The organism is Mesorhizobium sp. WSM4808 (genome assembly GCF_055811675.1).
In genome coordinates this window covers 117,243-139,967 of sequence record NZ_JBVVQX010000009.1, presented here as the reverse complement: position 1 = coordinate 139,967, position 22,725 = coordinate 117,243, and the positions used below count along the sequence as shown (strand labels likewise).

General features: G+C 63.0%; 20 protein-coding genes and 1 pseudogene. 6 read left to right on the top strand and 15 right to left on the bottom strand.

Annotation, left to right across the window (positions count from 1 at the left end; translation table 11 throughout):
* Positions 1 to 29 precede the first annotated feature (29 nt).
* The 7 genes from AC0L2U_RS18025 to AC0L2U_RS17995 are packed head-to-tail and all read right to left on the bottom strand — an operon-like array spanning position 30 to position 9,029.
* Positions 30 to 920, bottom strand: a complete 891-nt coding sequence (locus AC0L2U_RS18025) for a hydroxymethylglutaryl-CoA lyase (protein WP_473602344.1) — start codon at positions 918 to 920, stop codon at positions 30 to 32.
* The gene (locus AC0L2U_RS18020; RefSeq protein WP_292335584.1) at positions 904 to 2,418 is read right to left on the bottom strand and encodes a sugar ABC transporter ATP-binding protein; all 1,515 of its coding nucleotides are present in this window, start codon (positions 2,416 to 2,418) and stop codon (positions 904 to 906) included. The genes AC0L2U_RS18025 and AC0L2U_RS18020 overlap by 17 nt, the downstream gene beginning before the upstream one ends.
* Positions 2,411 to 3,517 (bottom strand): NHL repeat-containing protein, encoded by a 1,107-nt coding sequence (locus AC0L2U_RS18015; RefSeq protein ID WP_473602343.1) that lies wholly within the window; start codon positions 3,515 to 3,517, stop codon positions 2,411 to 2,413. The genes AC0L2U_RS18020 and AC0L2U_RS18015 overlap by 8 nt, the downstream gene beginning before the upstream one ends.
* The gene (locus AC0L2U_RS18010) at positions 3,517 to 5,631 is read right to left on the bottom strand and encodes an ABC transporter permease (RefSeq protein WP_473602342.1); all 2,115 of its coding nucleotides are present in this window, start codon (positions 5,629 to 5,631) and stop codon (positions 3,517 to 3,519) included. Before AC0L2U_RS18010 ends, AC0L2U_RS18015 begins: the two co-directional genes overlap by 1 nt.
* Positions 5,632 to 5,644: 13 nt before the next feature.
* Positions 5,645 to 6,661, bottom strand: a complete 1,017-nt coding sequence (locus tag AC0L2U_RS18005; protein WP_164873851.1) for a sugar ABC transporter substrate-binding protein — start codon at positions 6,659 to 6,661, stop codon at positions 5,645 to 5,647.
* A gap of 37 nt (positions 6,662 to 6,698) precedes the next feature.
* Positions 6,699 to 7,706 (bottom strand): ABC transporter permease, encoded by a 1,008-nt coding sequence (locus AC0L2U_RS18000; protein WP_127270346.1) that lies wholly within the window; start codon positions 7,704 to 7,706, stop codon positions 6,699 to 6,701.
* Positions 7,707 to 7,709: 3 nt separating this feature from the next.
* Positions 7,710 to 9,029, bottom strand: a complete 1,320-nt coding sequence (locus AC0L2U_RS17995; RefSeq protein ID WP_473602438.1) for a hydroxymethylglutaryl-CoA reductase, degradative — start codon at positions 9,027 to 9,029, stop codon at positions 7,710 to 7,712.
* A gap of 142 nt (positions 9,030 to 9,171) precedes the next feature.
* Here AC0L2U_RS17995 and AC0L2U_RS17990 point away from each other — a divergent pair, with 142 nt between their 5' ends.
* Complete coding sequence (locus AC0L2U_RS17990; protein ID WP_127380140.1) at positions 9,172 to 10,548, top strand: aminotransferase-like domain-containing protein; 1,377 nt, start codon at positions 9,172 to 9,174, stop codon at positions 10,546 to 10,548.
* A gap of 28 nt (positions 10,549 to 10,576) precedes the next feature.
* Here AC0L2U_RS17990 and AC0L2U_RS17985 read toward each other — a convergent pair whose 3' ends face one another.
* Positions 10,577 to 10,750, bottom strand: a complete 174-nt coding sequence (locus AC0L2U_RS17985) for a DUF736 family protein (RefSeq protein ID WP_206622034.1) — start codon at positions 10,748 to 10,750, stop codon at positions 10,577 to 10,579.
* 154 nt (positions 10,751 to 10,904) lie between these two features.
* Between AC0L2U_RS17985 and AC0L2U_RS17980 the strand changes: the two genes are divergently transcribed.
* Together AC0L2U_RS17980 and AC0L2U_RS17975 are read left to right on the top strand one after the other, a co-directional pair.
* On the top strand, positions 10,905 to 11,306 hold the full coding sequence (locus AC0L2U_RS17980) for an HU family DNA-binding protein (RefSeq protein WP_473602341.1): 402 nt from the start codon (positions 10,905 to 10,907) through the stop codon (positions 11,304 to 11,306).
* Positions 11,307 to 11,493: 187 nt separating this feature from the next.
* Positions 11,494 to 11,601, top strand: a pseudogene (locus AC0L2U_RS17975) (transposase domain-containing protein); the annotation flags it as partial.
* A 150-nt stretch (positions 11,602 to 11,751) separates the two neighbouring features.
* Here AC0L2U_RS17975 and AC0L2U_RS17970 read toward each other — a convergent pair.
* Positions 11,752 to 13,722 carry a BTAD domain-containing putative transcriptional regulator gene (locus AC0L2U_RS17970; RefSeq protein WP_473602340.1) on the bottom strand — a complete coding sequence of 657 codons (1,971 nt, stop codon included), beginning with the start codon at positions 13,720 to 13,722 and terminating at the stop codon, positions 11,752 to 11,754.
* 151 nt (positions 13,723 to 13,873) lie between these two features.
* On the opposite strand from AC0L2U_RS17970, the gene AC0L2U_RS17965 reads away from it, so the two are divergent.
* The 3 genes from AC0L2U_RS17965 (at position 13,874) to AC0L2U_RS17955 (ending at position 16,534) form a co-directional block, all read left to right on the top strand.
* Positions 13,874 to 14,872, top strand: coding sequence for a DMT family transporter (locus AC0L2U_RS17965; RefSeq protein ID WP_473602339.1), 999 nt, complete (start codon positions 13,874 to 13,876; stop codon positions 14,870 to 14,872).
* Between the two features lie 112 nt (positions 14,873 to 14,984).
* Positions 14,985 to 15,686, top strand: a complete 702-nt coding sequence (locus tag AC0L2U_RS17960) for a hypothetical protein (protein ID WP_127810440.1) — start codon at positions 14,985 to 14,987, stop codon at positions 15,684 to 15,686.
* A 41-nt stretch (positions 15,687 to 15,727) separates the two neighbouring features.
* On the top strand, positions 15,728 to 16,534 hold the full coding sequence (locus AC0L2U_RS17955; protein WP_127810441.1) for a DUF1194 domain-containing protein: 807 nt from the start codon (positions 15,728 to 15,730) through the stop codon (positions 16,532 to 16,534).
* 107 nt (positions 16,535 to 16,641) lie between these two features.
* Here AC0L2U_RS17955 and AC0L2U_RS17950 read toward each other — a convergent pair whose 3' ends face one another.
* The 6 genes from AC0L2U_RS17950 to AC0L2U_RS17925 all read right to left on the bottom strand — a co-directional run bounded on the left by AC0L2U_RS17950 (position 16,642) and on the right by AC0L2U_RS17925 (position 22,723).
* Positions 16,642 to 16,944 carry a DUF982 domain-containing protein gene (locus AC0L2U_RS17950; protein ID WP_473602338.1) on the bottom strand — a complete coding sequence of 101 codons (303 nt, stop codon included), beginning with the start codon at positions 16,942 to 16,944 and terminating at the stop codon, positions 16,642 to 16,644.
* A 139-nt stretch (positions 16,945 to 17,083) separates the two neighbouring features.
* On the bottom strand, positions 17,084 to 18,070 hold the full coding sequence (locus AC0L2U_RS17945; protein WP_128288106.1) for an ABC transporter ATP-binding protein: 987 nt from the start codon (positions 18,068 to 18,070) through the stop codon (positions 17,084 to 17,086).
* Between the two features lie 8 nt (positions 18,071 to 18,078).
* Positions 18,079 to 19,038, bottom strand: a complete 960-nt coding sequence (locus tag AC0L2U_RS17940) for an ABC transporter ATP-binding protein (protein ID WP_013531724.1) — start codon at positions 19,036 to 19,038, stop codon at positions 18,079 to 18,081.
* The gene (locus AC0L2U_RS17935) at positions 19,035 to 20,006 is read right to left on the bottom strand and encodes an ABC transporter permease (RefSeq protein WP_127397495.1); all 972 of its coding nucleotides are present in this window, start codon (positions 20,004 to 20,006) and stop codon (positions 19,035 to 19,037) included. Before AC0L2U_RS17935 ends, AC0L2U_RS17940 begins: the two co-directional genes overlap by 4 nt.
* Positions 20,006 to 21,022: an ABC transporter permease gene (locus tag AC0L2U_RS17930; RefSeq protein WP_127810443.1), complete on the bottom strand. Its 1,017-nt coding sequence runs from the start codon at positions 21,020 to 21,022 to the stop codon at positions 20,006 to 20,008. The genes AC0L2U_RS17935 and AC0L2U_RS17930 overlap by 1 nt, the downstream gene beginning before the upstream one ends.
* Before the next feature lie 39 nt (positions 21,023 to 21,061).
* Positions 21,062 to 22,723 carry an ABC transporter substrate-binding protein gene (locus AC0L2U_RS17925; protein ID WP_128288101.1) on the bottom strand — a complete coding sequence of 554 codons (1,662 nt, stop codon included), beginning with the start codon at positions 22,721 to 22,723 and terminating at the stop codon, positions 21,062 to 21,064.
* Positions 22,724 to 22,725: the final 2 nt, after the last annotated feature.

The window sequence follows — 22,725 nt, the reverse complement described above, 5'->3', positions numbered from 1 at the left end:
GGCAAACTTGCTGCGGGGTTGTCGTGGTTTTATGGCTCGGCGAAAAACTTACCCTCGGCAAGCATGGTTTCGATGCCGGCCAGCAATTCGCGATTTATGCCGGTGGAAATCCCTTTCGACGCAAGGTGCGCCACCAGCGCGCCGCTGCGAAGATTGCCGGCCGCACCGGGCGCGTAGGGACAGCCGCCTAGCCCGCCGGCAGCGGCATCGAACACCCTGAGCCCGAGGTCCCAGGCGGTATCGACGTTGGCGAGCGCCAGGCCGCCGGTGTCGTGGAAATGCCCGGCCAGCCGCGCAGCCTCTGCTTCTTCGAGGGTTGCCAGCACCATGGCATGCACGCGCTCGGGTGTCGCCCTGCCGATCGTGTCGGCAACGGCGATTTCGGCGCAGCCGAGATCGCGCAGGCGCGCGACAACTCTCGCGGCCGCGCCGGGTTCGATCGGGCCTTCATAGGGACAATCGACGGCACAGGAGACATAGCCCCGCACCGGCAAGGAATGCTCGGCGGCCAGCGCGATCACTGGCACAAAACGAGCCAGCCCTTCCTCGATGGTGCAATTGGTGTTTCGTTTCGAAAACGTCTCGGAGGCGCTGCTGAAGACCGCGAGTTCCTGCGCGCCGGCCGCGATCGCGGCCCGCGCACCTTGCTCGTTGGGCACCAGCGCGGACAGCATAAGCCCCGGGCGCCGCACAGCGCGCCGCATGACCTCATCATGATCGGCCATCTGCGGCACCCATTTCGGCGAGACGAAAGCCGTCGCCTCGATGCGGGCGAAGCCGCAATCGGCCAGCATGCCGATCAGGCGCAGCTTCTGCCCGGTCGAGACCAGCCGCTTTTCGTTCTGCAGGCCGTCGCGCGGACCGACTTCGACGATCGTGGCCTGCCGATCCTCACCGGGCGATTCAATGGACGGCGGCATACATGATCTTTTCTTCGGAGGCCTCGTCGATGGTCATCTCCTCGACGATACGGCCCTGGCGCGCCACCAGTATGCGGTCCGACAGATTGAGGATTTCAGGCAGATAGGACGAGATAACGACGACGGCCGCACCCGCATCGGCAAGCCGCTCGATAATCTGATGGATCTCGGCGATGGCGCCGACATCGACGCCACGCGTCGGCTCGTCGAAGATGATCAGCGACGGCGCCTGGATTAGCGATTTGGCGATGACCACTTTCTGCTGATTGCCGCCGGAAAGCTCGACCACCCGAGCATTGGCGCCGATCGTCCGGACCTTCATCGTCTCGATCCATTCGGCCGATTGCCGGCGCGCTTCGCCAAGGCCGATTACCGAGACCGGATTGGAGCCCTTGGCCAGCTTGCCGAGGAATACGTTCTGGGCGATGCCCATCGTGTCGAATAGGCCGTCGAGCTTGCGGTCCTCTGTGATATAGGCGACGCCGCGCCGCACGGCCTGCCGCGGCACGCGGAAGTGCACCACCTCGCCGCGCAGCGTGATGCGGCCACCATGGAAGAAGTCACGCTTCAAAACGCCCGCCGCGATCTTCATCATTTCGGTGCGGCCGGCACCGACCAGGCCGAACAGCCCGGTCACCTGGCCGGCAAAGACCGACAGCGTGGCGCTGCGTACCGCCTTACCCATCGAGACGTTCTCGAGCGCCAGCACCTTTTCGCCCGGTCGGCGCGCGACGCGTTTGGCGGCATCGTCGCCATAGAGCGTATCGGTCAGTTGCCGGCCAACCATCGCCTGGACGATTTTCTCGCGGGTGAGATTGCGCGCATCGTCGGTGACGATCAGCGCGCCGTCGCGCAGCACGCTGATGCGGTCGGCGATCGACAGCGCCTCTTCCAGCGCGTGTGAAATGAAGATGATGGAAGCGCCCTCGCCTTTCAGCCGCTCGACCAGGGCGAAGAAGTGCTGCTTTTCCTCCGGCGTCAGCGTCGCCGTCGGCTCGTCGAAGATGAAGATGCGGGCCTTGTGGTGAACCGCGCGGGCGATCTCGACCATCTGCTTCTTGGCGGCGCCGAGCGTCGACACCAGCGCGGTCGGCTCGACATGGAAGTTCAGCCGCTGCAGATGCTGCTGCGCCTTGATGTTGATGCCGCGCAACCGGTTGAAGAAGCTCTCCTCGCCGAGGAAGATGTTCTGGGCGACATTCATCGACGGGATGAGATTGGTTTCCTGGAACACCATGGCGATGCCGTGCTTCATGGCATCGGCGGGCGAGGAAAAGCCAACCGGTTTGCCGTCAATCAGCATCTCGCCCGACGTCAGCGGGTAGAGGCCGGCCAGCACCTTGGTCAACGTCGACTTCCCCGCACCGTTCTCGCCGAGCAGCGCATGGACTTCGCCTTGCCGCAGCGTGAAATCGACGTCGCGCACCGCCGCGTTGCCGGCGAACGCCTTGGTGGCCTTGCGGAACCGGACGATCTCGGTCGCGTGGGGATCAGCCATGCCGGGCTCCACCGGATGTCGTGCCGGGCAGGCGCAGCAGCGTGCCGGAGCCGCGCGATGCGGCGTAGACGCTGCCGCCATGCTCACAGACGGAGGTGACGCCATGCATGCTGCCGTCGGCGCGGCTGTGCCAGCTTTCGCTGGGCCGGCCGCTGTCGTCGCAGCGCGCGACGAGGCCGTAGGAGCGCGATGGCGCCCACGGCTTCAGCACGCCCATCTGCCGGACCGAGCCCTGGCTCAGCGGCTGGTCCGGCCGCGCCGATCCGGCGAGTTCCGGCCCGATCCATTCGCCGGGATCGATCGTCGCCATCATCTCGCGGCGATAATCGTCCTCGCGCAGCACCAGTTCGAGAAGCTGGCGGCGCGGCGCGAACAGCGCCATCCAGAAGCCGCCATCGGAAGCGGGTGACAGGCGCGACGGATAGGCCGGCAGATTTTCCAGGATCGCCACCGGATGCGGTAATTTCGGATCAAGGGCGACGATACGATGGCGCCAGCTTTCGCTGATCGCCAGACGGCCGTTGCCGAGCATGACCGCTCCGTTGGGAAATGCCAATCCGGCTGCAAGCTCACGCTGGGAGCCGCTGTCCGGATCGATGGCGAGCACGACGCCGCTGCTGCCGCCCTCCATCAGATCTCGCTTCCAGTCGCGCGCCGGATGCTTGCGCGAGCCGACACACAGGTAGAGCGAGCCATCCACGGTAAAGAGCCCGGCGGTGAGGCAGGACGCCACGCCGCCTGGCAAGCCGATGCGCCTCCAGGTGCCCGGCTGCCCGATTTGCAGGCCCTCACCCTCGATGCCGACGGCAAGGCGGCCATCGGGCGCGGATGCGACAAAGCTGATCGGCGCCTCGAACTCCGCTATTGCGACCGCCGAAGCGCCCGCTCTCCCAAGGTCGATCCGGAAGAGCGTGTTGCCGCTGCTGCACAGCAGTCTCGCTGGCGACGCAACGAGATTGTCGATCGCGGGAAGCGACAGGAGCCGCTCCGCCTCTTCCAGACGGTTGTCCGGTTTGAAGACGCCGTCCATGGCCGGCACGCTGATGCCGGCATCATCAGCCGAAAACAGCCGGCGGACGAACGTGCCGAACCCCGCCATCAGCGCTTCCCCCAGTAATCGTCATGCGCCGTCCATTGCGGATCGGCGCCTTCGATGCGAACGCGGCCGATGCGGTTGTTGGAGACGCCGCCCAGATAGAGCCAGCCCTTGTGCTCGCAGGTCGAGGTGATCGAGGGATGGTTTTCGCCGGCCTCGTCCCACAACGCGTCGATGATTTCGCCGGTTTCCGACACGCGCAGCACGCAGCCGCGATTGATGTTGGGGAACAGCCATTCGTCGGCGGCGATCCGCTTGGCCATGCGGCGGCGAAAACCCGGCTTGCGCATGGCGAGATCGAAGGTTCTGGTGCGCATGCCGAGCAGCGCGATCCAGTAGGTTCCGTCGGAGCCGCGGTTGAGATTGTCGGGATAGCCCGGCAAATTGTCGAGGAAGATTTTACGCTTGCCCTTGTCCGGTCCGTCGAACCAGTAGCGGCTGATGCGGCACGCCCATGTCTCGGCAAAGAGCAGCGACTGGCCGTCGCGGCAAATGGTGACGCCGTTGGGAAAGATCAGGCCGCGCAATATGGTGCGGGTCGAGCCGGTGCTCGGATCGTGGCAGATCAGCCGGCCGTTGCCCCTGCCCTCCAGCGCATCGACCGCCCATTCAGACATCTCGTAGCGGATCGTCGCTTCGCTGAAGAAGATGCGCCCGTCCGGCGCGATGTCGAGATCGTCGGGAAGCCGCAGCCGCGAATCGTCGATCACCGACAGCAGGCTGCGATTGGTTTCGTCGGTGACCTTCGCCACCGCCCCGTCCGGCGAGACGCGGTAGACGCCCATGCCGCCGACGCAGGTGAGCAGGTCGCCATTCGGCGCGAAGGCTAGCCCCAGCGGATGACCGCCGATACGGGCGAAGACCTCGCTGCGCGTATAGTCGGGCGCGAGGAAACGGACGATCGTACCGTGCCGCGTACCGGTATAGAGATTGTCGTCGCGGTCGAGGACGACGTCCTCGGGACCTTCGACCGCGCCAAGCCCTATGAGCTCCGCAGCGCCAAGCCTGTCATTGACGGCAAGCACGTCGGTTCCGGTCGGCGGCGTCAAATTCGGCAGCTTCAGATAGGTCGGGGAGACATAGACTTTGCTCAACAGCTTGCCGCGGTTCTTCACCCATTTGGCGTCGAACAGCACGGCGGCGATCAGCACCAGACCGAGGATCAGCTGGTTGACCGAGCCGGGCATCGACAGGCGGATGAGGCCGCTGGTCAGGATCAGCACCAGGATGGAGCCGATCACCGCATTGCCGACCGAACCGCGGCCGCCACCCAGCGAAACGCCGCCAAGCACCACGGCGGTCAATACGGAAATCTCCAGCCCTATGCCGGTGTCGGCGCCGGTGCTGCCGAGCCGGGCTGAAAACAGAAAGGCAGCGATCGCGGTCAGCAGGCCCGATGCGACATAGGCGAGGCAAACCGTCAGCTTGACGTTGATGCCGGCATTGTAGGCGGAGCGGCGCGCACCGCCGACGGCGCGCAACCGCCATCCTGGCCTTAGCCTTGACAGGACGATATGCGCGCCAAGGGCGATGACGGCGAAAATGGCGAAGGAGACGGGCAGGCCGTAGAAGGTGCCGAAGCCGATCAGGTCCCAGGTCGGGGAGACCGGTATCGAGCCGACGATCGCGCTGGCAAGCCGGGGAAAGATGATGTCGTAGAGCGCCCGGTAGATGACCAGTGTCACCAGAGTGGTTATGAAGGCGCGCAGCCTGAGATAGCCGATCAGCACCCCGTTGAGCAGCCCGCAGACGAGGCCCGTGGCTAGCGTCGCGATCAATGCCACGCCGACCGGCAGGCCGGCAACGTTCATCGATACCAGGGCGGCAAGCACGCATAGCGCGAACATCGAGCCGACCGAGAGGTCGATGCCGCCCGAGAGGATGACGATGGTGAGCGCCAGTGCGATCAGGCCGAATTCCGACACCTGGCGGGCGAGATCGGTAAGGTTGCCGACCGAGAAATAGCCAGGGATGATCCACGTCATGACGAGGATCGTGACCACCAGCGCCAATGCCGGAATGACGTTGTCGATCCAGCTCTTGGTCAGCAATTCGCCGAACAGGCGGTCCGGCAAAAGCCGGTACCGCAGCCGTGAAAGCGCATCGCTGGTGGCCATAAGTCAGGATTCCCTACTTCAGATCGTCCAGCGTCCAGCAATTGCGCTGGTTGACGTTGGCCTTGGTGATCTGCGTCAGAGGATTGAAATAGAGCGTCTTGGTCTCGCCGGCGGTACCGTCGGAGAGCAGCAGCCTTGCGATCTCCGCATTCAGGATTTCGCCCTGCAGCGGCACGTTGTAGCTGATGTAGAGATTGAACAGGCCCTTCTCGACATTCTCGCAGCCGACCCTGTTGCCGCCGCCGCTTGTGACGAGGAAGACCTGGTCGCCCTTGCCGGCCTGCCGGATCGCAGACGCCGTGCCGGTGTCCTGATTGTCCCAGATGCCGATGGCGCCGCAAAGATCCGGATGCTGTTGCAGCACGGTCTCCATGATCGAGCGCGCCTTTTCCGGATTGTATTCGGTGGCCTGCTGCGAAACGACCTGGATGTCGGGATGCTGGTTCAAGACACGGTAGATGCCGTCGAGTTGGAACACGTCGGATGCCGCCGTCGGCACGCCGGTGTCGATAGCGACCTTGGTCGAAGCACCCTTGCCGGGGCTGCATTTGTCGACCACGGCCTGCGCCGCCTGTTCGCCGATCTCGGTCCAGTCGGCGCCGACATACGAATCGGTCTGGGTGTTCGATTCCAGGTTGATCTGCACAACTTTGATGCCGGCGGCCTGCGCCTGAGCCAGCAACCGGGCGTAGGACTGGATGTCGGGATTGTGCGCGACGATCAGGTCCGGCTTCTCGCTGATCAGCGACTGCAGCGCGCGGGTTCCCGCGTCGGTGCTCCAGGCGGGGTCGCGGATCTCGAAATCATACTTGAGGCGCTTGGCCTGCTGGCGCATCACCGCCGCCCAGCCTTCGGTCAGGTCGAAACCCATCGACAGCGGCAGGAAGACGACCTTCTTGCCTTCCAGCGTCTTGTGGAACGTCGTCGAGCGCGGATTTTCCAGGCCCTTGTCCTGGGCGCTGGCGGTGACGATACCGGCAAGCGCGATGCAGGCCGCGGCCAGCCACTTTGTCGTTTTCAGAAGTCGCATGGTTTCCTCCCATTGCATTTTGGCGTTGAAATTGGTGTCAGAGATCCCCTTGCTGGGACGTCTGCTCGTCGCGTGGGTTGACGAGCGAGTCGATGACGATGGCCAGAAGCAGGACCACGCCCTTGACCAGGTTCTGGATCGTGTAGGCGATGTTCATGATCGTCATGCCGTTGAGCAGGATGCCGACGAAGATCGTGCCCAGAATGACGTTGCGAACCTTGCCGTGGCCGCCATTCAGGCCGATGCCGCCCAACACGACGACCAGAAGGATGTCGTAGATCATCGTCGAATTGAAAAGCCGGGCGTTGATCGCCGACGCCGACGAGGCAAGCACCAGCCCGGCGCCGTAGGCGATCAGCGCGCTGATCGCATATTGCGCGACGATCATCGGCCGGTTGGAAATGCCGGTGATCCTGGCGGCGCCCGGATTGTTGCCCATGGCATAGGTCTGCCAGCCGAACCGCGTGCGGCTGAGCACCAGATGCAGCGCCAGGCAAAGCATGGCAAAGACCACCACCGTCACCGGGACGCCGAGGATGCGGCCCTGCCCGATCAGCGAGAACCATTCGGCGCCTGGCGGCACATTCTGCATCTCCAGCGTGAAGAAGAAGGTTCGGCCAAGGCCGTAGATGACGGAGCCGGCGGCAAGCGTCGCGAAGATCGGCGCGACCTCGCCGAAAGCGATCAGCATCCCGATCAGCACGCCGGCGACCACCGCGAACAGCGCGCCGATCAGCAGCGCGAATTCCAGCGAATAGCCCGAGCGGGCGATCACGAAGGCCCAGGACACCGACACCACCATCGTTGCGATCATCGAGACATCGATGCCCCTGGCGATGACGACCAGCGCCATTCCCAGCGCCAGGATGCCGAGAATCGAGACGCTTCTGATCAGGGCTAGGATGTTGCCGGGGCTGAAGAAGGACGGCAGCAGCAACGAGAACAGCACGAAGGCCAGCACCGCCAGCACCAGCACGATGCCTTCCTGGCTTTTGAGCAGGCTGGAAAGCCGAGCCTGATTTCCGCGTGCGGCTGCCTCGCTCACCGCTCAGGCCTCCTCTTTGCCCAGTCTGAGCAGGATTTCCCTGGCGCGATCGACGCGCACATCGTGATCCGCCGCAAGTTCCTTTGCCACCGCATCGATATTCGCGCCGCTCGCGCCCGCCACGATGGCTATGTTGCGGGCATGCAGCGCCATGTGTCCACGCTGGATGCCTTCGGTTGCCAGCGCCCTGAGCGCCGCCATGTTCTGCGCCAGCCCGACCGCGACGGTGACCTCGGCAAGCTCTTGCGCCGTGGTCACGCCGAGGAGTTTCAGCGCTGCGCGCGCGGCCGGGTGCGTCTTGGTGGCGCCGCCGACCATGCCCAGCGCCATCGGCATTTCCAGCGTCCCCACGAGGTTTCCGGCGGCGTCGATCTCCCAGCGGCTCAACGACGTATAACGGCCGCCGCGCGCCGCCCAGGCGTGGGCGCCGGCCTCGATCGCCCGCCAGTCGTTGCCGGTCGCGACGACGATTGGATCGATGCCGTTCATGATGCCCTTATTGTGCGTGGCCGCGCGGTAAGGATCGACGATCGCCAGCGAACAGGCCTCGACGATGCCGGCAACGATACGCTCGCCGGTGAACTCCTTCGTCGCCAGTGCCTTCGGCGTCAGCCGCACCCGCGCCCGCGCCAGCCTGAGGTCGGCCAGGTTGGAGAGGATGCGCAGCCGGACGGTGCCACCCGAAATGCGCTCGATCATCGGTGCGACTGCCTCGGCCATGGTATTGACCGTGTTGGCGCCCATCGCGTCGCGCACGTCGACGAGCAGATGCAGCACCACCATCGGTCCGACTTGCGTCTCCTCGAACACCTGCACTTCAATCTCGCTGCAGCCGCCGCCGAGGCCGATCAGCACCTGGTCCTTCTCGTTGGCGGCGGCGATGATCTGGTCGCGGGCGGACAGCAGCCTGGCGCGTGCGCCGTGCGGATCGGACAGACCGAGTATCTGCACCTGTGCCCGCATGATCGGTGCGGTGCTCGATGTCTCGAAGCCGCCGCAACCGCGGGCGATGCGCGCCATGTAGGAGGCGGCGGCGACCACCGACGGCTCTTCCACCGCCATCGGGATGAGGTAATCGCGACCGTTAATTGTGAAATTGGTGGCGACGCCGAGCGGAATCTCGAAAGTGCCGACCACATTCTCGATCATGCCGTTGGCGAGATCGAGCGGCAGGACGCCGCCGCGCAAGGCATCGCGATCCGCCTGCCCAAGACGAGCGGCGTCGCCGACCGTCGCCAGGCGATCGGCCGGCGACAGGTCGCGGAATTTCTCGATGCGGGAATTCAGCCGCGGCTCGACACCGCTGTCCTGGACAGCCACCATCACGATCGCCTCCCTGCGAATGCTTGTCGTTGAGGCAGCTATCGTTTAACTGATACCATCTATCAAGGTACAGCTACAGGAAACAGCGACAAACTGTACCAGTCCATATCAGGGCACGCAGCCCATCGGAGGATGTTCTGGGATGACGCGCGCCGAGGCCGTGGCGGCAGAGATCAGAAGGCGCATCGAGACCGGCTCGATTGCCGTCGGCGCCAAGCTTCCGTCGATACGCAAGGCCGCCGAGCAATTCGACGTTTCCAAGAACACCATCGTCGATGCCTATGACCGGCTGGTATCCGCGGGCATCGCGTTTTCGCGGCCCGGCGCCGGCTTCATGGTTGCCGAGCGTCGCCGGCAGACGCCGAGCGAGCGTCCCCGCCATGTCGCGGAAGCGGTCGACATCGCCTCGCTGCTCAATGCGCAGTTGGAGGAGAGCTTTTCGATCCGCGTCGGCGACGGGCGGCCGCCCGCCTCATGGATGGAGGAATCGGAAGTGCGGCGCCATCTCGGGCTGCTCGGCCGGCACCAGAGGTCCAGCAGCGACGGCTATGGTTCGGCGATGGGCCTGCCGGCGCTGCGCGAGCGCCTCGCCTTCGACCTCATGGAGCGCGAGGTGCAGGCGAGCCCGGACCAAATCCTGCTGACATTCGGCGCCAACCACGCACTGGACCTGATCATACGCCGCTTCCTCGTCGCCGGCGATACCGTGCTGGTCGACGACCCCGGCTATTACCCGCTTTTCGCCAAGCTGAAGCTGGCGCAGATCCGCATGATCGGCGTGAAGCGGACGCCGACCGGTCCGGACCTCGACGATCTCGCCGGCAAGGCCGAGCGCGAGCGTCCGAAGCTGTTCTTCACACAATCGCTTGCGCACAATCCAACCGGCAGCTCGACCAACCTGCCGACGGCTCACTCGATCCTGACGATCGCCGCGCGCTGCGACATGCTGGTGGTCGAGGACGACCCGTTCGTCGACCTGCCGACGGTCCGTGGCGTTGGCCTTGCGCCTCTCGACCAGTTGCGGAACGTCATCTGCGTGCGCACCTTTGCCAAGACGTTGTCGGCCAGCCTGCGCTGCGGCTATATCGCCGCGCGCCCCGACCTTATCGCTTCCCTTGCCGAGTTGAAGATGCTGACGACAGTCAACAGCTCAGGACACATTGAGCGGTTGATCCATGGATTGATCAGTGAAGGTCACTATCGGCGCCACCTCAAGCGTTTGGCGCAGCGTGTGCAGCAGGCCACCGAGACGGTCGTTCCCCGCCTTCAGAAGATGGGTCTTAAGCTCTTTGCCGAGCCGACAGGTGGATACTACGTCTATCTGGAACTTCCCGACTATGTCGATGACATCGCCCTCGCCCGGGAAGGCGCTCGCCAGGGGATTTTTATCGCACCTGGTACCGTGTTTTCGCCGGAGCGCCAACCTGCCAAGGCAGGCATCCGCGTCAACATCGCCTGGGCCTCGGATCCTCATTTTTTTGACTTCATGCTGGCAGAGCTTAGGCATCGGCGGACTTGAACATGACAAAGCCCCGCCTTGGCGGGGCTTAGTGCTTGACGGACCACTCCGCGGCGCGTCGTGACCAGATGAGCGAGAAGTCGCCCCCGGTGTCGGTCTCGGCCAAGCTCGCGTAGAGCGGAGCGGGGAAGTTGGGATCGTCGAGCTTGGGCAGCTCCGAAGGCCAATTGATTGCTGAGGGCAGCGGCTTCCAAGCCGCCAAATGCCGTGACGATTCCCGTCACACCCGATCCTCCACCGCATGGCCGAATGTGCAATTACGCCTCACACCGGCGAGGCATTGCTGGGAAAGGGTCGTCTACACGCCGGGCGTCTGATGCCGAGGTCATGCGCTGCGGGACTTTCGAGACAGAGTGGTGGAAATTCCCGGTTCGAGCGTTGGTTTGCACCGGATTCAGTTCCATGACCCGATGACAGTGTGGAATTTCCTGTGCCATAAGGCCAATCGGTTGAACCAATTCAGAAGGGATGGAACGATGGCTGTAAACACGATCGATATTGCCGAACGCCTTGCAGACGCGCACGGCCTGTCGAAAACCCAAGCGAAATCCGTGGTCGAGGATGTGTTGAAGGGCATTGCGGAAGCCGCTGCCAAGGGCGAGGAAATCAGCCTCAATGGCTTCGGCAAGTTCAAGGTACAGAACAAACCAGCACGTGATGGCCGCAACCCGTCGACTGGAGCCACGATCAAGATCGCCGCATCGAAGAAGATCGTCTTCCAGCCGGCAAAGGCTCTCAAGGACTCGGTGAACGGCTGACCATTTTATGACGATACATCTCGTCTGATAGTAACGCGCCGTTCTGTTGGGCGATGGTGTCTCATGCCAAGATCATCAGTTTCTCATTGCTGCCGTTCTTAGGTCGGGGTCCCAAGCCGCGCCATTGGCGCGGCCGGAAAATTCTCCAACACCTATTTTATCACAATCTAATGTGAGCCTCGCAATCTGCAAACTCAATGACGTCGACCCACTCGGCTATCTCGCCGACGTGCTCACTAGGGTCTTCAACCGCCATCCGAACAGCCAGATAGACGGCCTGCTACCTTGGACCTATATCTGGGCGCTTGAGCTAAGGACGTGGCCTGAGAACACCGCTTACGATCCACACATCCCGACCTCCTTCAGAAGCGCGCGCATCTCGACGGGAGTTGCACGACAGAAAGTTCGAAAACCTTCCAGGCACCCCAGGCAAACTGGACTGTGGCTAGGAACTGGGGAGGCCAGCCCTCGACAGCATCTCAAGGAACCGGGAATGGTGATGATCCTTCACATAGCGCGGCACAAAGCCAGGGCAGACATTGCTCAGATTGAGATGCGGAAGTTGTGACAGGCAATGGTGGATGGCCCGGGACGCTTCTTCGTTGTTTCCGGTGGCCGACGCGGTCGCGGCCCAATAAAGGGCGCCGCGAACGAAGCCCGGCTTTGTCCTGACCACTTTGCGGGCAGCTTCGAGCGCCCGCTGGTTGTCTCCGCCAGCGAAGAGCGCCACAACCAGGCCGTGGTGGCGCCAGAAATCGATCACATCGTGCGTTCCGAGCCGGATTGCTTCGTTGGCCTCGCGCACCGCTTCGTCGACCTGTCCGCGCAACGCAAAGAGCATCGAAATATCGCCGTGGCCAGTCGGGTAGCTTGGGTTGAGGCTGATCGCGTGGCGGCATTCGGCGATCGCCTCGTCGATACGACCGCAACTTTCGAGAGCGAACGACAAGATACATCGGGCAATTTCATCGTCCGGTACCGCCCGCACCGCGGCTTCCGCACGCTCGATCACCCCTCGCTCCCGAGGCAGCGCACCAAACGCCACGCCCATGGATATTACGATCGAGAGCGTCCGCTTTGCACGGGCGTTGTCGGGACCAAGCGAGAAGGCCTTCTCGGCAAGCTCTATCCCGACCAGAAGTGAGTCCCGAGTCATCTCAAAATATTTCATGAGAGCTTCGTTGACCAGCCTGCGCACTTCAGGGGCACCCGGCGGGCTTTTGTCTCGAACCTTCCAGTTGGTCAGTTGAAGTTCGAGGATCACGGCAAGTACAACAGACTGTGCGATCCTGTCCTGGAATTCGAGCGCGTTCTCGGAGTGGCCGTCGAACTTCTGGGCCCAGACGTGGTGGCCGCCGGCGGCATCGACGAGCTGGACATTCACCCTCAACCCATTGCCGGATCTCTGGACGCTGCCGCTGAGCATATATCGCGCCCGGAGTATCCCTGGCGTCTTGGCTTCTTCGCCCGGACCGCTCTTTTCGGGCGGAAGCGCGGCGAGCACGACATAGTCGGCCACTTCGGAGAGGGCTGTCGTGATGTCCTGGACAAGTCCCTTGGCGAAAAAGTCGTCGCCTTGCTTTCCGGTCAGATTGACGAAGTCGGCAACGCTGATGGAGGGACGCCCAAGGCGCTGGCTGGCCGGAACACCACTTGTCGACTGCACATTTGAGGTGTCGTCGGCGGCAAGCAACAGAGATTGCCAAAGCGCCCGCGTTTCAGGGCCGGCTTCGACGCCGAACTCCTTCTTCAGCATGCTTCTGCAAGCTTCGTATGTCCTGATTGCCCTGTCGCGTTGGCCACATGCGAGCAGCAATTCCATCTTGAGCCGATAGGATTCTTCCCGTGTCGGTTCCATGGTCACAATACGATCGGCCAGGATCAGCCCGGCATCAGGGTCGACGAGACGGGCCAGTTTTTCGAAGGACTCAAGCGCGCGGCCGAGCAGCCTGTCGCGTTCCGATGTGATCCAGTCATCGAACGCATTGCTTCCCAGGTAAAGCCCGTCGAGGAAGGGCCCGGTGTAGTTCGCCAAGGCCTTCGCGAGGTCCTGGGCGGAACGTGCCGAGAGACCCGTTTCGAACTTCTCCACGTCGACTTGAACGGCCTCTGGCCTCAGGGCGATCAGCTCACCGCTGGAATGAATGAGATCCACCCCCTCTCGCGCCAGATCCTGGCGCAGGACACTGAGGGCTTGCCGAAGGCTGTTGCGCGAATGTTCGCCGTCGCTGTCGCCCCATAGGAGGTCAGCCAGCCTCTCCCGCGTCGCCGCCATGCCAGGACATCGGGCCAGATAGGCGATGATTGCCGGCCCTCGTTTCCCGGTCAGCCGAAGCGGACCGGCCGTTTCATTTTCAATCCGGAAACCGCCGAAGAGTGAGATTCTATTTGCAGCGCCCCTGTCCTCACTTTGCATTTGCTATCCCAGCCTGACGAAATCCTAACTCAAAACTAACGCTTCGCAACAGTCGGCCTTCGCGCTCAAGCGCTGCCGTAACGGCAGGCTGTTTAGGCTTTGCTAAATTAAGGTGACCAAGTCAACGAAAGGCTTGGTTCGAGGGGGACGCGTGTCCAGGACAAGAGCCAATTTGCTGCTGCTATTCGCAGCCGCTTTGTGGGGCTTCGGCAATGTCTCGCAAAAGATGGTGCTTGTGCATCTCGACGCGCTGAGTGCGGTGGGTCTGCGCTGCCTGATCGGCGGCCTGCTTGTGTTGCCCTTTGTCTTGATGGAGAGGCGGCTTCCGCTCGGGCCGGACTATTTTTCCAGCTTGGCCAAGGTGTGCGCGCTGTTTGCCATCTCCATCACGCTCCAGCAGCTTTGCTATCTCGGCGCCTCCGTCACCAATGCGAGCTTCCTGGTCAGCACGGCAACGGTAATGACACCGCTGGCCGCCTGGTTTCTCGTAGGCGAACGTCCGACAGCGAGTCTCACGGTCGCCGCCGGGCTGACCGTTGTTGGAGCCCTGCTGTTGTCGGATGGGATTGCCGGGTTCAGCAATGGCGATCTCACCGCTGTCCTCTCGGCTGCCTGCTATGCGCTCTGGGCAGTCGAACTGGGTCGGCACATGCAGGTGCATGCGCGGCCGTTCACCGCAGCCGCGACACAGTTCTTCGGCGCCGCCGCCTTCGCCCTGCCGCTCGGCGCAATGCAAGGCAATCTGTCGTTGGCCGCCGCATTCGCAGCCGGCCCGGAACTGGCGATCCTCGGCGTGTTCTCCACTGCGATTGCCTTCGGCATACAGACGGTTGCCCTCCGCTTTACGCCGGCCAGCCACGCCGCCGTGATCGTCAGCGCAGAAAGCGTTTTCGGGGCGCTGGGCGCGGCGATCTTTCTCGGCGAGCGGAGCTCGTCCGCGAGCGCATTGGGTGCCGCCATCATTCTGGGTGCGATCCTGTCCGTGGCACTGTCGAACCGAGCGCCGCAGGCACGCACGTCCTTGCGAACCGCTTCGGTTCAACCCTTCGACGGGGCCCCTGTCTTTGCAGCTGCCGCCGCAAATTGGGCAGGCGATCGTCACCCCAACAATTCAGGTCCAGTGGAGGAATGTGATGACCCTTGCCGGTGATGCGAAACCTATTCCGGCCCCGGTTGCCGCCCGACACGGGGGCAGTGGCGTCGATCAGTCAGGCGGCGGTGGCTTTGCCGATGGCGGCCGGACTTCTCGCGGGGGCGCAGTGATGGACGCGCGGAGAATCCTTCTTCCGATCGCACATTTGGCATCGGCGCTTCGCGCCCGCATGAGGGGACCGGGCGGCTACTACAACAGCGGCAACGCGCTCGGCCTCATTGTCGGTCTCGCGATCCAGATTGCCACCGCGCCGGTCGGCTTGCATGAGGGAAGCAGCGTCACCATGGCGGTGATCGAATACTTCGCTGGCAGCCATGGCACTGTTGCGCTGACCTTGACCACCCTGGTCTTCTTCTGGGGCGGCGAGGCCTATCACCGGGCCTGGGCAAGGCCGGATGCTCCCGATCCCGCCCTCAACCGTCTGGGCGACTTCCTGTCGGGCCTGGGTGCGATCGGGCTCGGCATTGCCCTGTTGCTGCTCGGCGATCCATTGCTTGCGGCGACCTCCGGCCTGCTGCATGCGCTGGGCAAATTCGGCAGCACCTTCCACAGGCCCGGCACGCCAATTCCGATGTGGCCGGCCGCTTGGCCCGATCCGTTCCGCAGTGCGGTGCTCGCCAGCCGGTTGCCGGCAATGCTGGCGACGACAGTGGCCCTCGGCCGTGCTTTGCCTGAGGTCTGGTCGGGCGGCTCCTTCGCGGCCCTCGCCATGCCACTGACTTTGCTCGGCTGTTATCTCTTGTGGACCAAGGCCGATCTGCTGCTGTTCGGCGTGGGCACCAAGGCGATCCACCAGATTTCCACATGTTGAGCTCGCTTTTGAAACGACCGGATGTCGAGATGGAGAATGACATGTTTGGCAGTGTGTATCATCAGGACGCCGGCCCCCCATCCTTTCGCAAACGGGTGCGGGCGACAGGCTGGGGCAGTCTCCTGACGCCGGCCGGTTCAATCTCGAGAGTGACAGGAATACTTGCAGCTTCGCTGTTTTGGGGAGCCTCGGCCCATGCCGCGAACGTTGACGTCGCCATCGTGTTCGCGGTCGACTTCTCGTCATCCATCGATCCGAAGATTGCCGATATGCAACGCGAGGGACATGCCGCGGCACTCACCTCGCCAGAGATCATCGCCGCCATCAGCCGGAATTATGTTGGCTGCATCGGCGTTGCCTATTTTGAATGGTCGAGCCCCGGACACGCACGCGTCGTGCTGCCGTGGACAAGCATCTGCGGACTGGAAGATGCCAAAGCGGCGGCTGCGGTGATCAGCAGGAAAGGCGATGCCGGCTTCATCCGCAGAGGGCGAGGCGGAACATCCGTTTCCTCGGCTATCGACATCGGCAGTCTCCTGCTCGACCAGTTTCCGGGAAAGGCGGCCAAGAAAGTCATCGATATCTCCTCCAATGGCGAGAACAACGACGGGCTTCCCGTCCAGCCGAGCAGGTCGAACGCCATAGCCAAGGGATATACGATCAATGCAATCGCCATCCCGACGGAGGATGAGAATCCCGACGAACCTCTGGCATCCTATTTTGCCAGATCGGTGATTGGCGGTTCCCAGGCCTTTGTCATGACGCCGAAGGGGCCAGACGACTACACGATGGCGCTTCGCCGCAAGCTCGTGACTGAAGTAAGCATGAACGACGAGCGTCCGCTGTGAAAGTGTGCCACGCAGGACGAACTTTCGACCCGCCAGACCGAGCGCATTGCACAACAAGACCCGCCCCGCTGCAGCGCGAGTCCTTGTAGGTCCGTCAGGACAATAGCCTATGGCCGCAACGCGTGCACCCTTGCCTCGCCTTCGCCGGGCACCGGCAACGCCATGTCGTCATCGAGAAGACGCGTGATGCGGGCAAAGCCGGTGAACGCTTTCCTTGCTTCCTCGGCCGACATCTGACCCGACAAGGCGGCCGAGCAACAATTCAGCGCGCACTGATAAACCGGACCGCGCCGTCCTGTCGGCCATTTCCGCAAGAACATCATGGCTTCGGCAACATTATCGATTTCTTCCACAGGGTGTCCTTGCCCGCGCGAAATCCGCACGGGCGAAAAGAAATGCAATTGATCCATCGTTTCCTCCCGGTCGACCGCAATGCGCTCGATCGAACCCCCCCAAACGCGCCAACAGCCGGTTTGGTTCCAGATAAAAATGGAATCTTTTAGAAATCTATCAGGCGAAGGCGATCACCCGTGCGGTCGTGAGTGTCGCCTACATCGTGGGGAAGTGGCAGGCGACTTTGCGACCGGGTCGGTATTCCCGCAGCTGTGGCCGCTCCGAACGGCAGCGCTCCGCCGCGATTGGGCATCGGGGATGGAAACGGCAGCCCGTTGGAGGGTTCAGAGGGCTCGGTACGTCGCCGGTGAGGATGATGCGCTTGCGCGTCCCACCGGGCGTCGTCTCCACGACGGGAACCGCCGAGATCAGTGCCTGGCTATAAGGATGGGCTGGTGCCGCAAACACCTCTTCCGCCGGACCTTCCTCGACGATCGAGCCGAGATACATGACCGCGATGCGGGTCGACACCTGGCGCACCACCGACAGGTCGTGGGCGATGAAGATGTACGTGAGATTGAGCTTCTCCTGCAGATCGGCAAGCAGGTTGACGATTTGCGCCTGCACCGACACGTCGAGCGCGGAGACGGGTTCGTCCAGGACCACGAGGTCCGGATTCAATGCAATAGCCCGCGCGATGCCGACGCGCTGGCGTTGTCCGCCGGAAAATTCGTGCGGAAACCGCATGACGTGATCCGGCAGCAAGCCGACAAGGTCGAACAGTTCCGCCACGCGTTTGGTGATCTCGCTCGACGAGGGCCTGCCATGGATGCGCAGCGGCTCGGCCACCAGGTCGCCGACGCGCCGGCGCGGATTGAGCGACGCCGACGGATCCTGGAAAACCATTTGCAGGCGGCGCCGCAGCGGCCTGAGTTCGGACAGCGACTTGGAGGTGATGTCGTTGCCTTCGAACAGAAGCTCGCCGTCCGATATGTCGTAGAGCCTCACCAGGCAACGCGCCAACGTGGACTTGCCGCATCCGGATTCGCCGACCAGACCGACCGTCTCGCCGCGCCACACGGTCAGGGAAACATTGTCGACCGCATGAACGGTTCGCTTGCCTTCGGCGGAGAAACGGCTGCCGATGGAAAAGCGCTTGCCCAGCGAACGCGTCTCGAGGATTGGGCGGTTCTTGTCGATCATCGGTCCGCTCATGCCTGTGCCACCCTGAAGCATGCCGCGGCATGGGTGCCGCTCCCGAGGTCGGGCTTGCCGGCCTCGCAGGGCTCGTAGTGAACCGGGCACCGCGGCCCGAACGCACAGCCCTGCGGCAATCGCAGCAATGACGGCGGCGAACCGGGAATGGCCGGCAAGCGCCGTGGTTTTTCGCCGGTCAGCGGCGGGATCGAACCCAGCAGCGCGCGCGTATAGGGGTGTCGCGGATCGGAAAACAGCTCCGCGCGACTGCCGCGCTCCACCACGCGGCCGGCATACATGACCATGACCCGGTCGGCGAGTTCGGAGACCACGCCCATGTCATGTGTGATGAAGACGACCGCCGACTTGTGCGTCGCGCGCAGCTTGCGCACCAGATCGAGAATGCCGGCCTGCACCGTGACGTCGAGCGCGGTGGTCGGTTCGTCAGCCACCAGAAGCGCCGGATTGCAGGACAAAGCCATTGCGATCACCGCCCGTTGACGCATGCCTCCGGACAGTTGGTGCGGGTAGCGCGACATCGCCTCGTGCGGGTTCGGAAAATTCACCTCGGCCAGCAGTTCCTCCACGCGCTCCATCGCCTTGGACTTGCTGATGTTGCGATGCGCGCGGATCTGTTCGGCGATCTGCCAGCCGATCGTGTAGACAGGCGTCAGCGCCGTCATCGGATCCTGGAAGATCATCGCGATCTCGTTGCCGCGCAGCCGCCTGAGTTCGCGCGCGGGCAGTCCCACGAGTTCGCGGCCTTTGTAGCGGATCGACCCTTCGATGGTGGCGTTGGGATCGGTGATGAGACCCATGACGGCCAGCAGCGACACGGTCTTGCCGGAACCGGACTCACCGACGACGCCGAGGATTTCGCTTTCCTCGAGGTCAAAGGAAACGCCATCGATGGCCCGCACCAGGCCATCATTTGTGCGGAAGGAAACTCTGAGGTCGCGCACCGACAGTATCATGATGTCCTCAGGCGCGGATCGAGAAGGATGTAGACGAAATCGACGACCGCATTGGCGACAACCACGAACATGGAAGCATACATCACCGTTGCCATGATCATCGGAAGATCGAGATTCTGCAGCGCGTCATAAGTGAGCTTGCCGATGCCGTGCAGCCCGAACACCACCTCCGTCAGCAAGGCCGAGCCTCCGACCAGCGCGCCGAAATCCAGGCCGAACAGGGTGACGAAGGCGATGAGCGACGTGCGCAAGGCATGGCGCAGCAGGATACGGGTTTCCGACAGCCCCTTGGCCCGGGCCGTGCGGATATAGTCTTCCTGCAGGGATTCGATGATTGCCGCGCGCAGCACGCGCCCGTAAATACCGATATAGAGAATGGACAGTGTGATCCAGGGAATGACCAGGGTCAGGAACCAGCCCTTCGGATCATCGGAGAAATTCTTGTAGCCGAGCGGTGGCACCCAGGAGAACGCCCAGCTGTCGTGATAGCGGCTCTGGGTGATCAGGTTCATCACTTCGCCCAACCAATAGACCGGCATGGAAATGCCGAGCAGCCCTAGCGCCATCAGCAGCTTGTCCAGCCAGCTGCCGCGCGTGGCGGCGGCGGCGATGCCGATGATGATGGAGACCACCACCCACAGGATCGCCGCTCCGAACACCAGCGAGAGCGTGACCGGGATCGAATCCATGACCGCCGGCACCACCTTCCAGCCACGATTGACGAAGGAGGTCAGATCGCCGGTGACGAAGATCTTCTCCATCATCGTCACATATTGCACGTAGAGCGGCCGGTCGAAGCCGAAGCTGTGGCGTACCGCCTCCAGCACTTCGGGCGATGCATTGCGGCCGGCGATGCGCGCCGCCGGGTCGGCGCCCGGCGTTGCGAAGAAAATCAGGAAGACGATGACCGAGATGCCGAACATCACGAACAGCATCTGGCCGAAACGGCGCAGGATTGCGTAGATCATCAGTCGCGCCCCAGCCGAACCTTGGAGCGCGGATCGAGCGCGTCGCGCAGGCCGTCGCCGAAGACATTGAGCGCCATGACGGAAACCGCGATCGCCAGGCCCGGCACCAGCGCCACCAATGGCCTGGTGTAAAGCAGCGCCTGTCCGTCCTGGATGATGGTGCCCCAGCTCGCGGCCGGCGGCTGCACGCCGATCGACAGGAAGGAAAGTGCCGATTCCGTAAGCATGTTCAGCGCCATCATAAGCGGCACGAAGACGATGAGCGTGGTGGTGACGTTGGGCAGGATGTCGCGCCACAGGATGCGCCACCCCGGCACGCCCAGATTGATCGCGGCCAGTACGAACTCGCTCTTGCGCAGCGCCAGAACCTGCCCGCGTATTGGGCGGGCCACGTAGGGCACGTAGACGATGCCGATGATGATGACAGGCAGCCACAGGCTGCCGGACTCGATCTGGATCGGTCCGATCGTGATGCCATGCGCGATGGTGACGATGGAGAGCGAAATCGCCAGCAGATAGATCGGGAACGCCCACAGTATGTCGAGGAAGCGCGACAGCACCGTGTCGGTGACGCCGCCGAAATAGCCGGCGATCAATCCCGCCGCCGTGCCCAGGATCAGGGTGAAGATGGTGGCTGCTCCGGAGATCAGCAACGAGCTCAGCCCGCCATAGAGCATCCTGGCCATGACATCGCGCCCCTGGCTGTCGGCGCCGAGGAAATAATTGCCCAGCCGCCAGGTCGGGCCGAGCGGTGTGTAACCAAGCCCCAGCCCTTCCGTCGATTGTTCCATCACCGGAACGTCGGCACCGTCGATCTGGATGACGGCGTCGAGCGTCGAGGCGAAGGGGTCCACGCCTGCCCATTTTGCATAAAGAGGCGCACTGAGGCAGGCAAGGACGATGAGGAGGAACACGGCCAGCGACGCCATGGCAGCCCTGTCCCTTGCCAGCTTCGCAAACGCGACGGCCCAGGGCCCTCGCGTCTTGCGCGGCATGGCGACAGCTACGTTCGACACGGGCGTGCCCCTCCGCGGTTCGTTACTGCACCCAGGCCATCACTGTACCCAGGATTGGGTGATCATCCAGTTGAACTGCCGGTTGAACTTGAAATTGCCGAGACGTTTGCTGACAAAGTCAAGCCGCTTCGGCGTGAAGAGGCCAACGGCGGGTGCCTTGTCGGTGACTTGCCTGTCGATTTCAGCCCACATTTTGTCGGCGGCTTTCTGATCGGTGACGCCGAGGTCCAATGCCTTTTGCATCTTGGCGTCGATTTCCTTGTCGCAGAAGCCGGCGATGTTGATCGAGGCATCCGAACCTTCACGGAAGGAGGCGCAGCTGAACAGGATGTTCAGGAAGTCCGAAGCCGCAGGATAGTCCTTGTACCATTGGGTAACGGACATCTGCACCTTGTTGTTGGTGTTCTGGATGTAGGTGAACTGGATGTTCGACGAGATCGGCTTGACGTCGGCGACATAGCCGATGCTGGTCAGAACGCTCTGCAGATAGACGCCGATGGACCGCGAAATGGCGGTGTCCTCGACGATGATCGTCACCTTCTGGCCCTTGGTGCCGGAGTCCTCGACGAGCTGCTTTGCCTTGTCGAGATCAGGAGCCGACCATTTGGCGCCCGGATTCTTGGTGAAGGGGCAATAGTCTTCATGGCCGGGGAAGTCCGGGGGCAGGACCTGACAGACCGGCGAGGCCAGCACCTTGCCGCCGAACAGCTTGACCAGCGTGTTGCGATCGATCGCATAGGCAACGGCCTGGCGGGCTTTTTCATTGTCGAAGGGTGCGAGACGGTTGTTCAGCGGCGCGTACCACCAAGCCGAAAGCGGTGAGATGTGCAGCTGGTCCATGGACTTGCTGCCCAGTTCGCCCAGGCGATCGCTGGGCAGAGCGTCGAACATCCAGTCCGCTTCGCCGTTCTGGATCGCGGTGACGGCTGCCTCTTCGGACAGGCCGAAATCATATTGGACGACATCCGGATAGCCGTCCGGCTGAGCTTCTTCGCTCCACTGCTTGAAATTGGGGTTGCGGGAAACCGTCATGCCCTTGTTCGGGTCGAAGGCGGAGATCATGTACGCGCCGGTGCTGGGAATGGGCTTGGAACCCATGTCTTCGGCGGGCGTGTCCGCCGGCAGGACCACGGCATGCGGCAAGGCAAGCTTGTAGAGCAGCTCGGCATCCGGCTTGGTGATGTTGATGGTGATGGTGCCGGCCGCTTCGTCGCCGACAACGCCGCCTTCCAGCGTGCAGCTCTTGGTGTCGGCCAGGCATTTGTCGGCACCGACGATACCGGCATAGAACGTGCCGGAGGTCGGTCCGGAAACCTTGAAGATGCGCTGGAAGGAAGCAACGATGTCCTTCACGCCAAGATCCTGGCCGCTGGAGAACTTGATGCCCTTGCGCAGCTTGAAGGTGAAGGTCTTACCGTCATTGCTGACCTGCGGCAGGGCCTCGGCCAGATCGGGAACGATGGTGAAGCCGTCCATGCCCTCGGCCTTGCGGAAGGCCACCAGGCCGTCATAGATCGGCTGGTACATCTGCCAGCCCTGGTCCGTGTAATTGATGTGCGGATCGAGCGTTCCGGCCGCGGAGCGGGCCAGCAGGCGGATGGTGCCGCCTCGGTGCTCCTTGAGATATTCGGCCTGTGCCGGGGCCAGCCATGTACCGGCCAGCAATGCCGCGGCTGTTGCCGCCAGAAGCAGTTTCTTCATGT

What these genes read in the sequence shown, in the direction of transcription:
- AC0L2U_RS18025 (WP_473602344.1), bottom strand. Translation starts at nt 920, where the DNA reads ATGCCGCCGTCCATTGAATCGCCCGGTGAGGATCGGCAGGCCACGATC.
- AC0L2U_RS18020 (WP_292335584.1), bottom strand. Translation starts at nt 2,418, where the DNA reads ATGGCTGATCCCCACGCGACCGAGATCGTCCGGTTCCGCAAGGCCACC.
- AC0L2U_RS18015 (WP_473602343.1), bottom strand. Translation starts at nt 3,517, where the DNA reads ATGGCGGGGTTCGGCACGTTCGTCCGCCGGCTGTTTTCGGCTGATGAT.
- AC0L2U_RS18010 (WP_473602342.1), bottom strand. Translation starts at nt 5,631, where the DNA reads ATGGCCACCAGCGATGCGCTTTCACGGCTGCGGTACCGGCTTTTGCCG.
- AC0L2U_RS18005 (WP_164873851.1), bottom strand. Translation starts at nt 6,661, where the DNA reads ATGCGACTTCTGAAAACGACAAAGTGGCTGGCCGCGGCCTGCATCGCG.
- AC0L2U_RS17995 (WP_473602438.1), bottom strand. Translation starts at nt 9,029, where the DNA reads ATGGTGGCTGTCCAGGACAGCGGTGTCGAGCCGCGGCTGAATTCCCGC.
- AC0L2U_RS17990 (WP_127380140.1), top strand. Translation starts at nt 9,172, where the DNA reads ATGACGCGCGCCGAGGCCGTGGCGGCAGAGATCAGAAGGCGCATCGAG.
- AC0L2U_RS17970 (WP_473602340.1), bottom strand. Translation starts at nt 13,722, where the DNA reads ATGCAAAGTGAGGACAGGGGCGCTGCAAATAGAATCTCACTCTTCGGC.
- AC0L2U_RS17960 (WP_127810440.1), top strand. Translation starts at nt 14,985, where the DNA reads ATGGACGCGCGGAGAATCCTTCTTCCGATCGCACATTTGGCATCGGCG.
- AC0L2U_RS17955 (WP_127810441.1), top strand. Translation starts at nt 15,728, where the DNA reads ATGTTTGGCAGTGTGTATCATCAGGACGCCGGCCCCCCATCCTTTCGC.
- AC0L2U_RS17950 (WP_473602338.1), bottom strand. Translation starts at nt 16,944, where the DNA reads ATGGATCAATTGCATTTCTTTTCGCCCGTGCGGATTTCGCGCGGGCAA.
- AC0L2U_RS17945 (WP_128288106.1), bottom strand. Translation starts at nt 18,070, where the DNA reads ATGATCGACAAGAACCGCCCAATCCTCGAGACGCGTTCGCTGGGCAAG.
- AC0L2U_RS17940 (WP_013531724.1), bottom strand. Translation starts at nt 19,038, where the DNA reads ATGATACTGTCGGTGCGCGACCTCAGAGTTTCCTTCCGCACAAATGAT.
- AC0L2U_RS17935 (WP_127397495.1), bottom strand. Translation starts at nt 20,006, where the DNA reads ATGATCTACGCAATCCTGCGCCGTTTCGGCCAGATGCTGTTCGTGATG.
- AC0L2U_RS17925 (WP_128288101.1), bottom strand. Translation starts at nt 22,723, where the DNA reads ATGAAGAAACTGCTTCTGGCGGCAACAGCCGCGGCATTGCTGGCCGGT.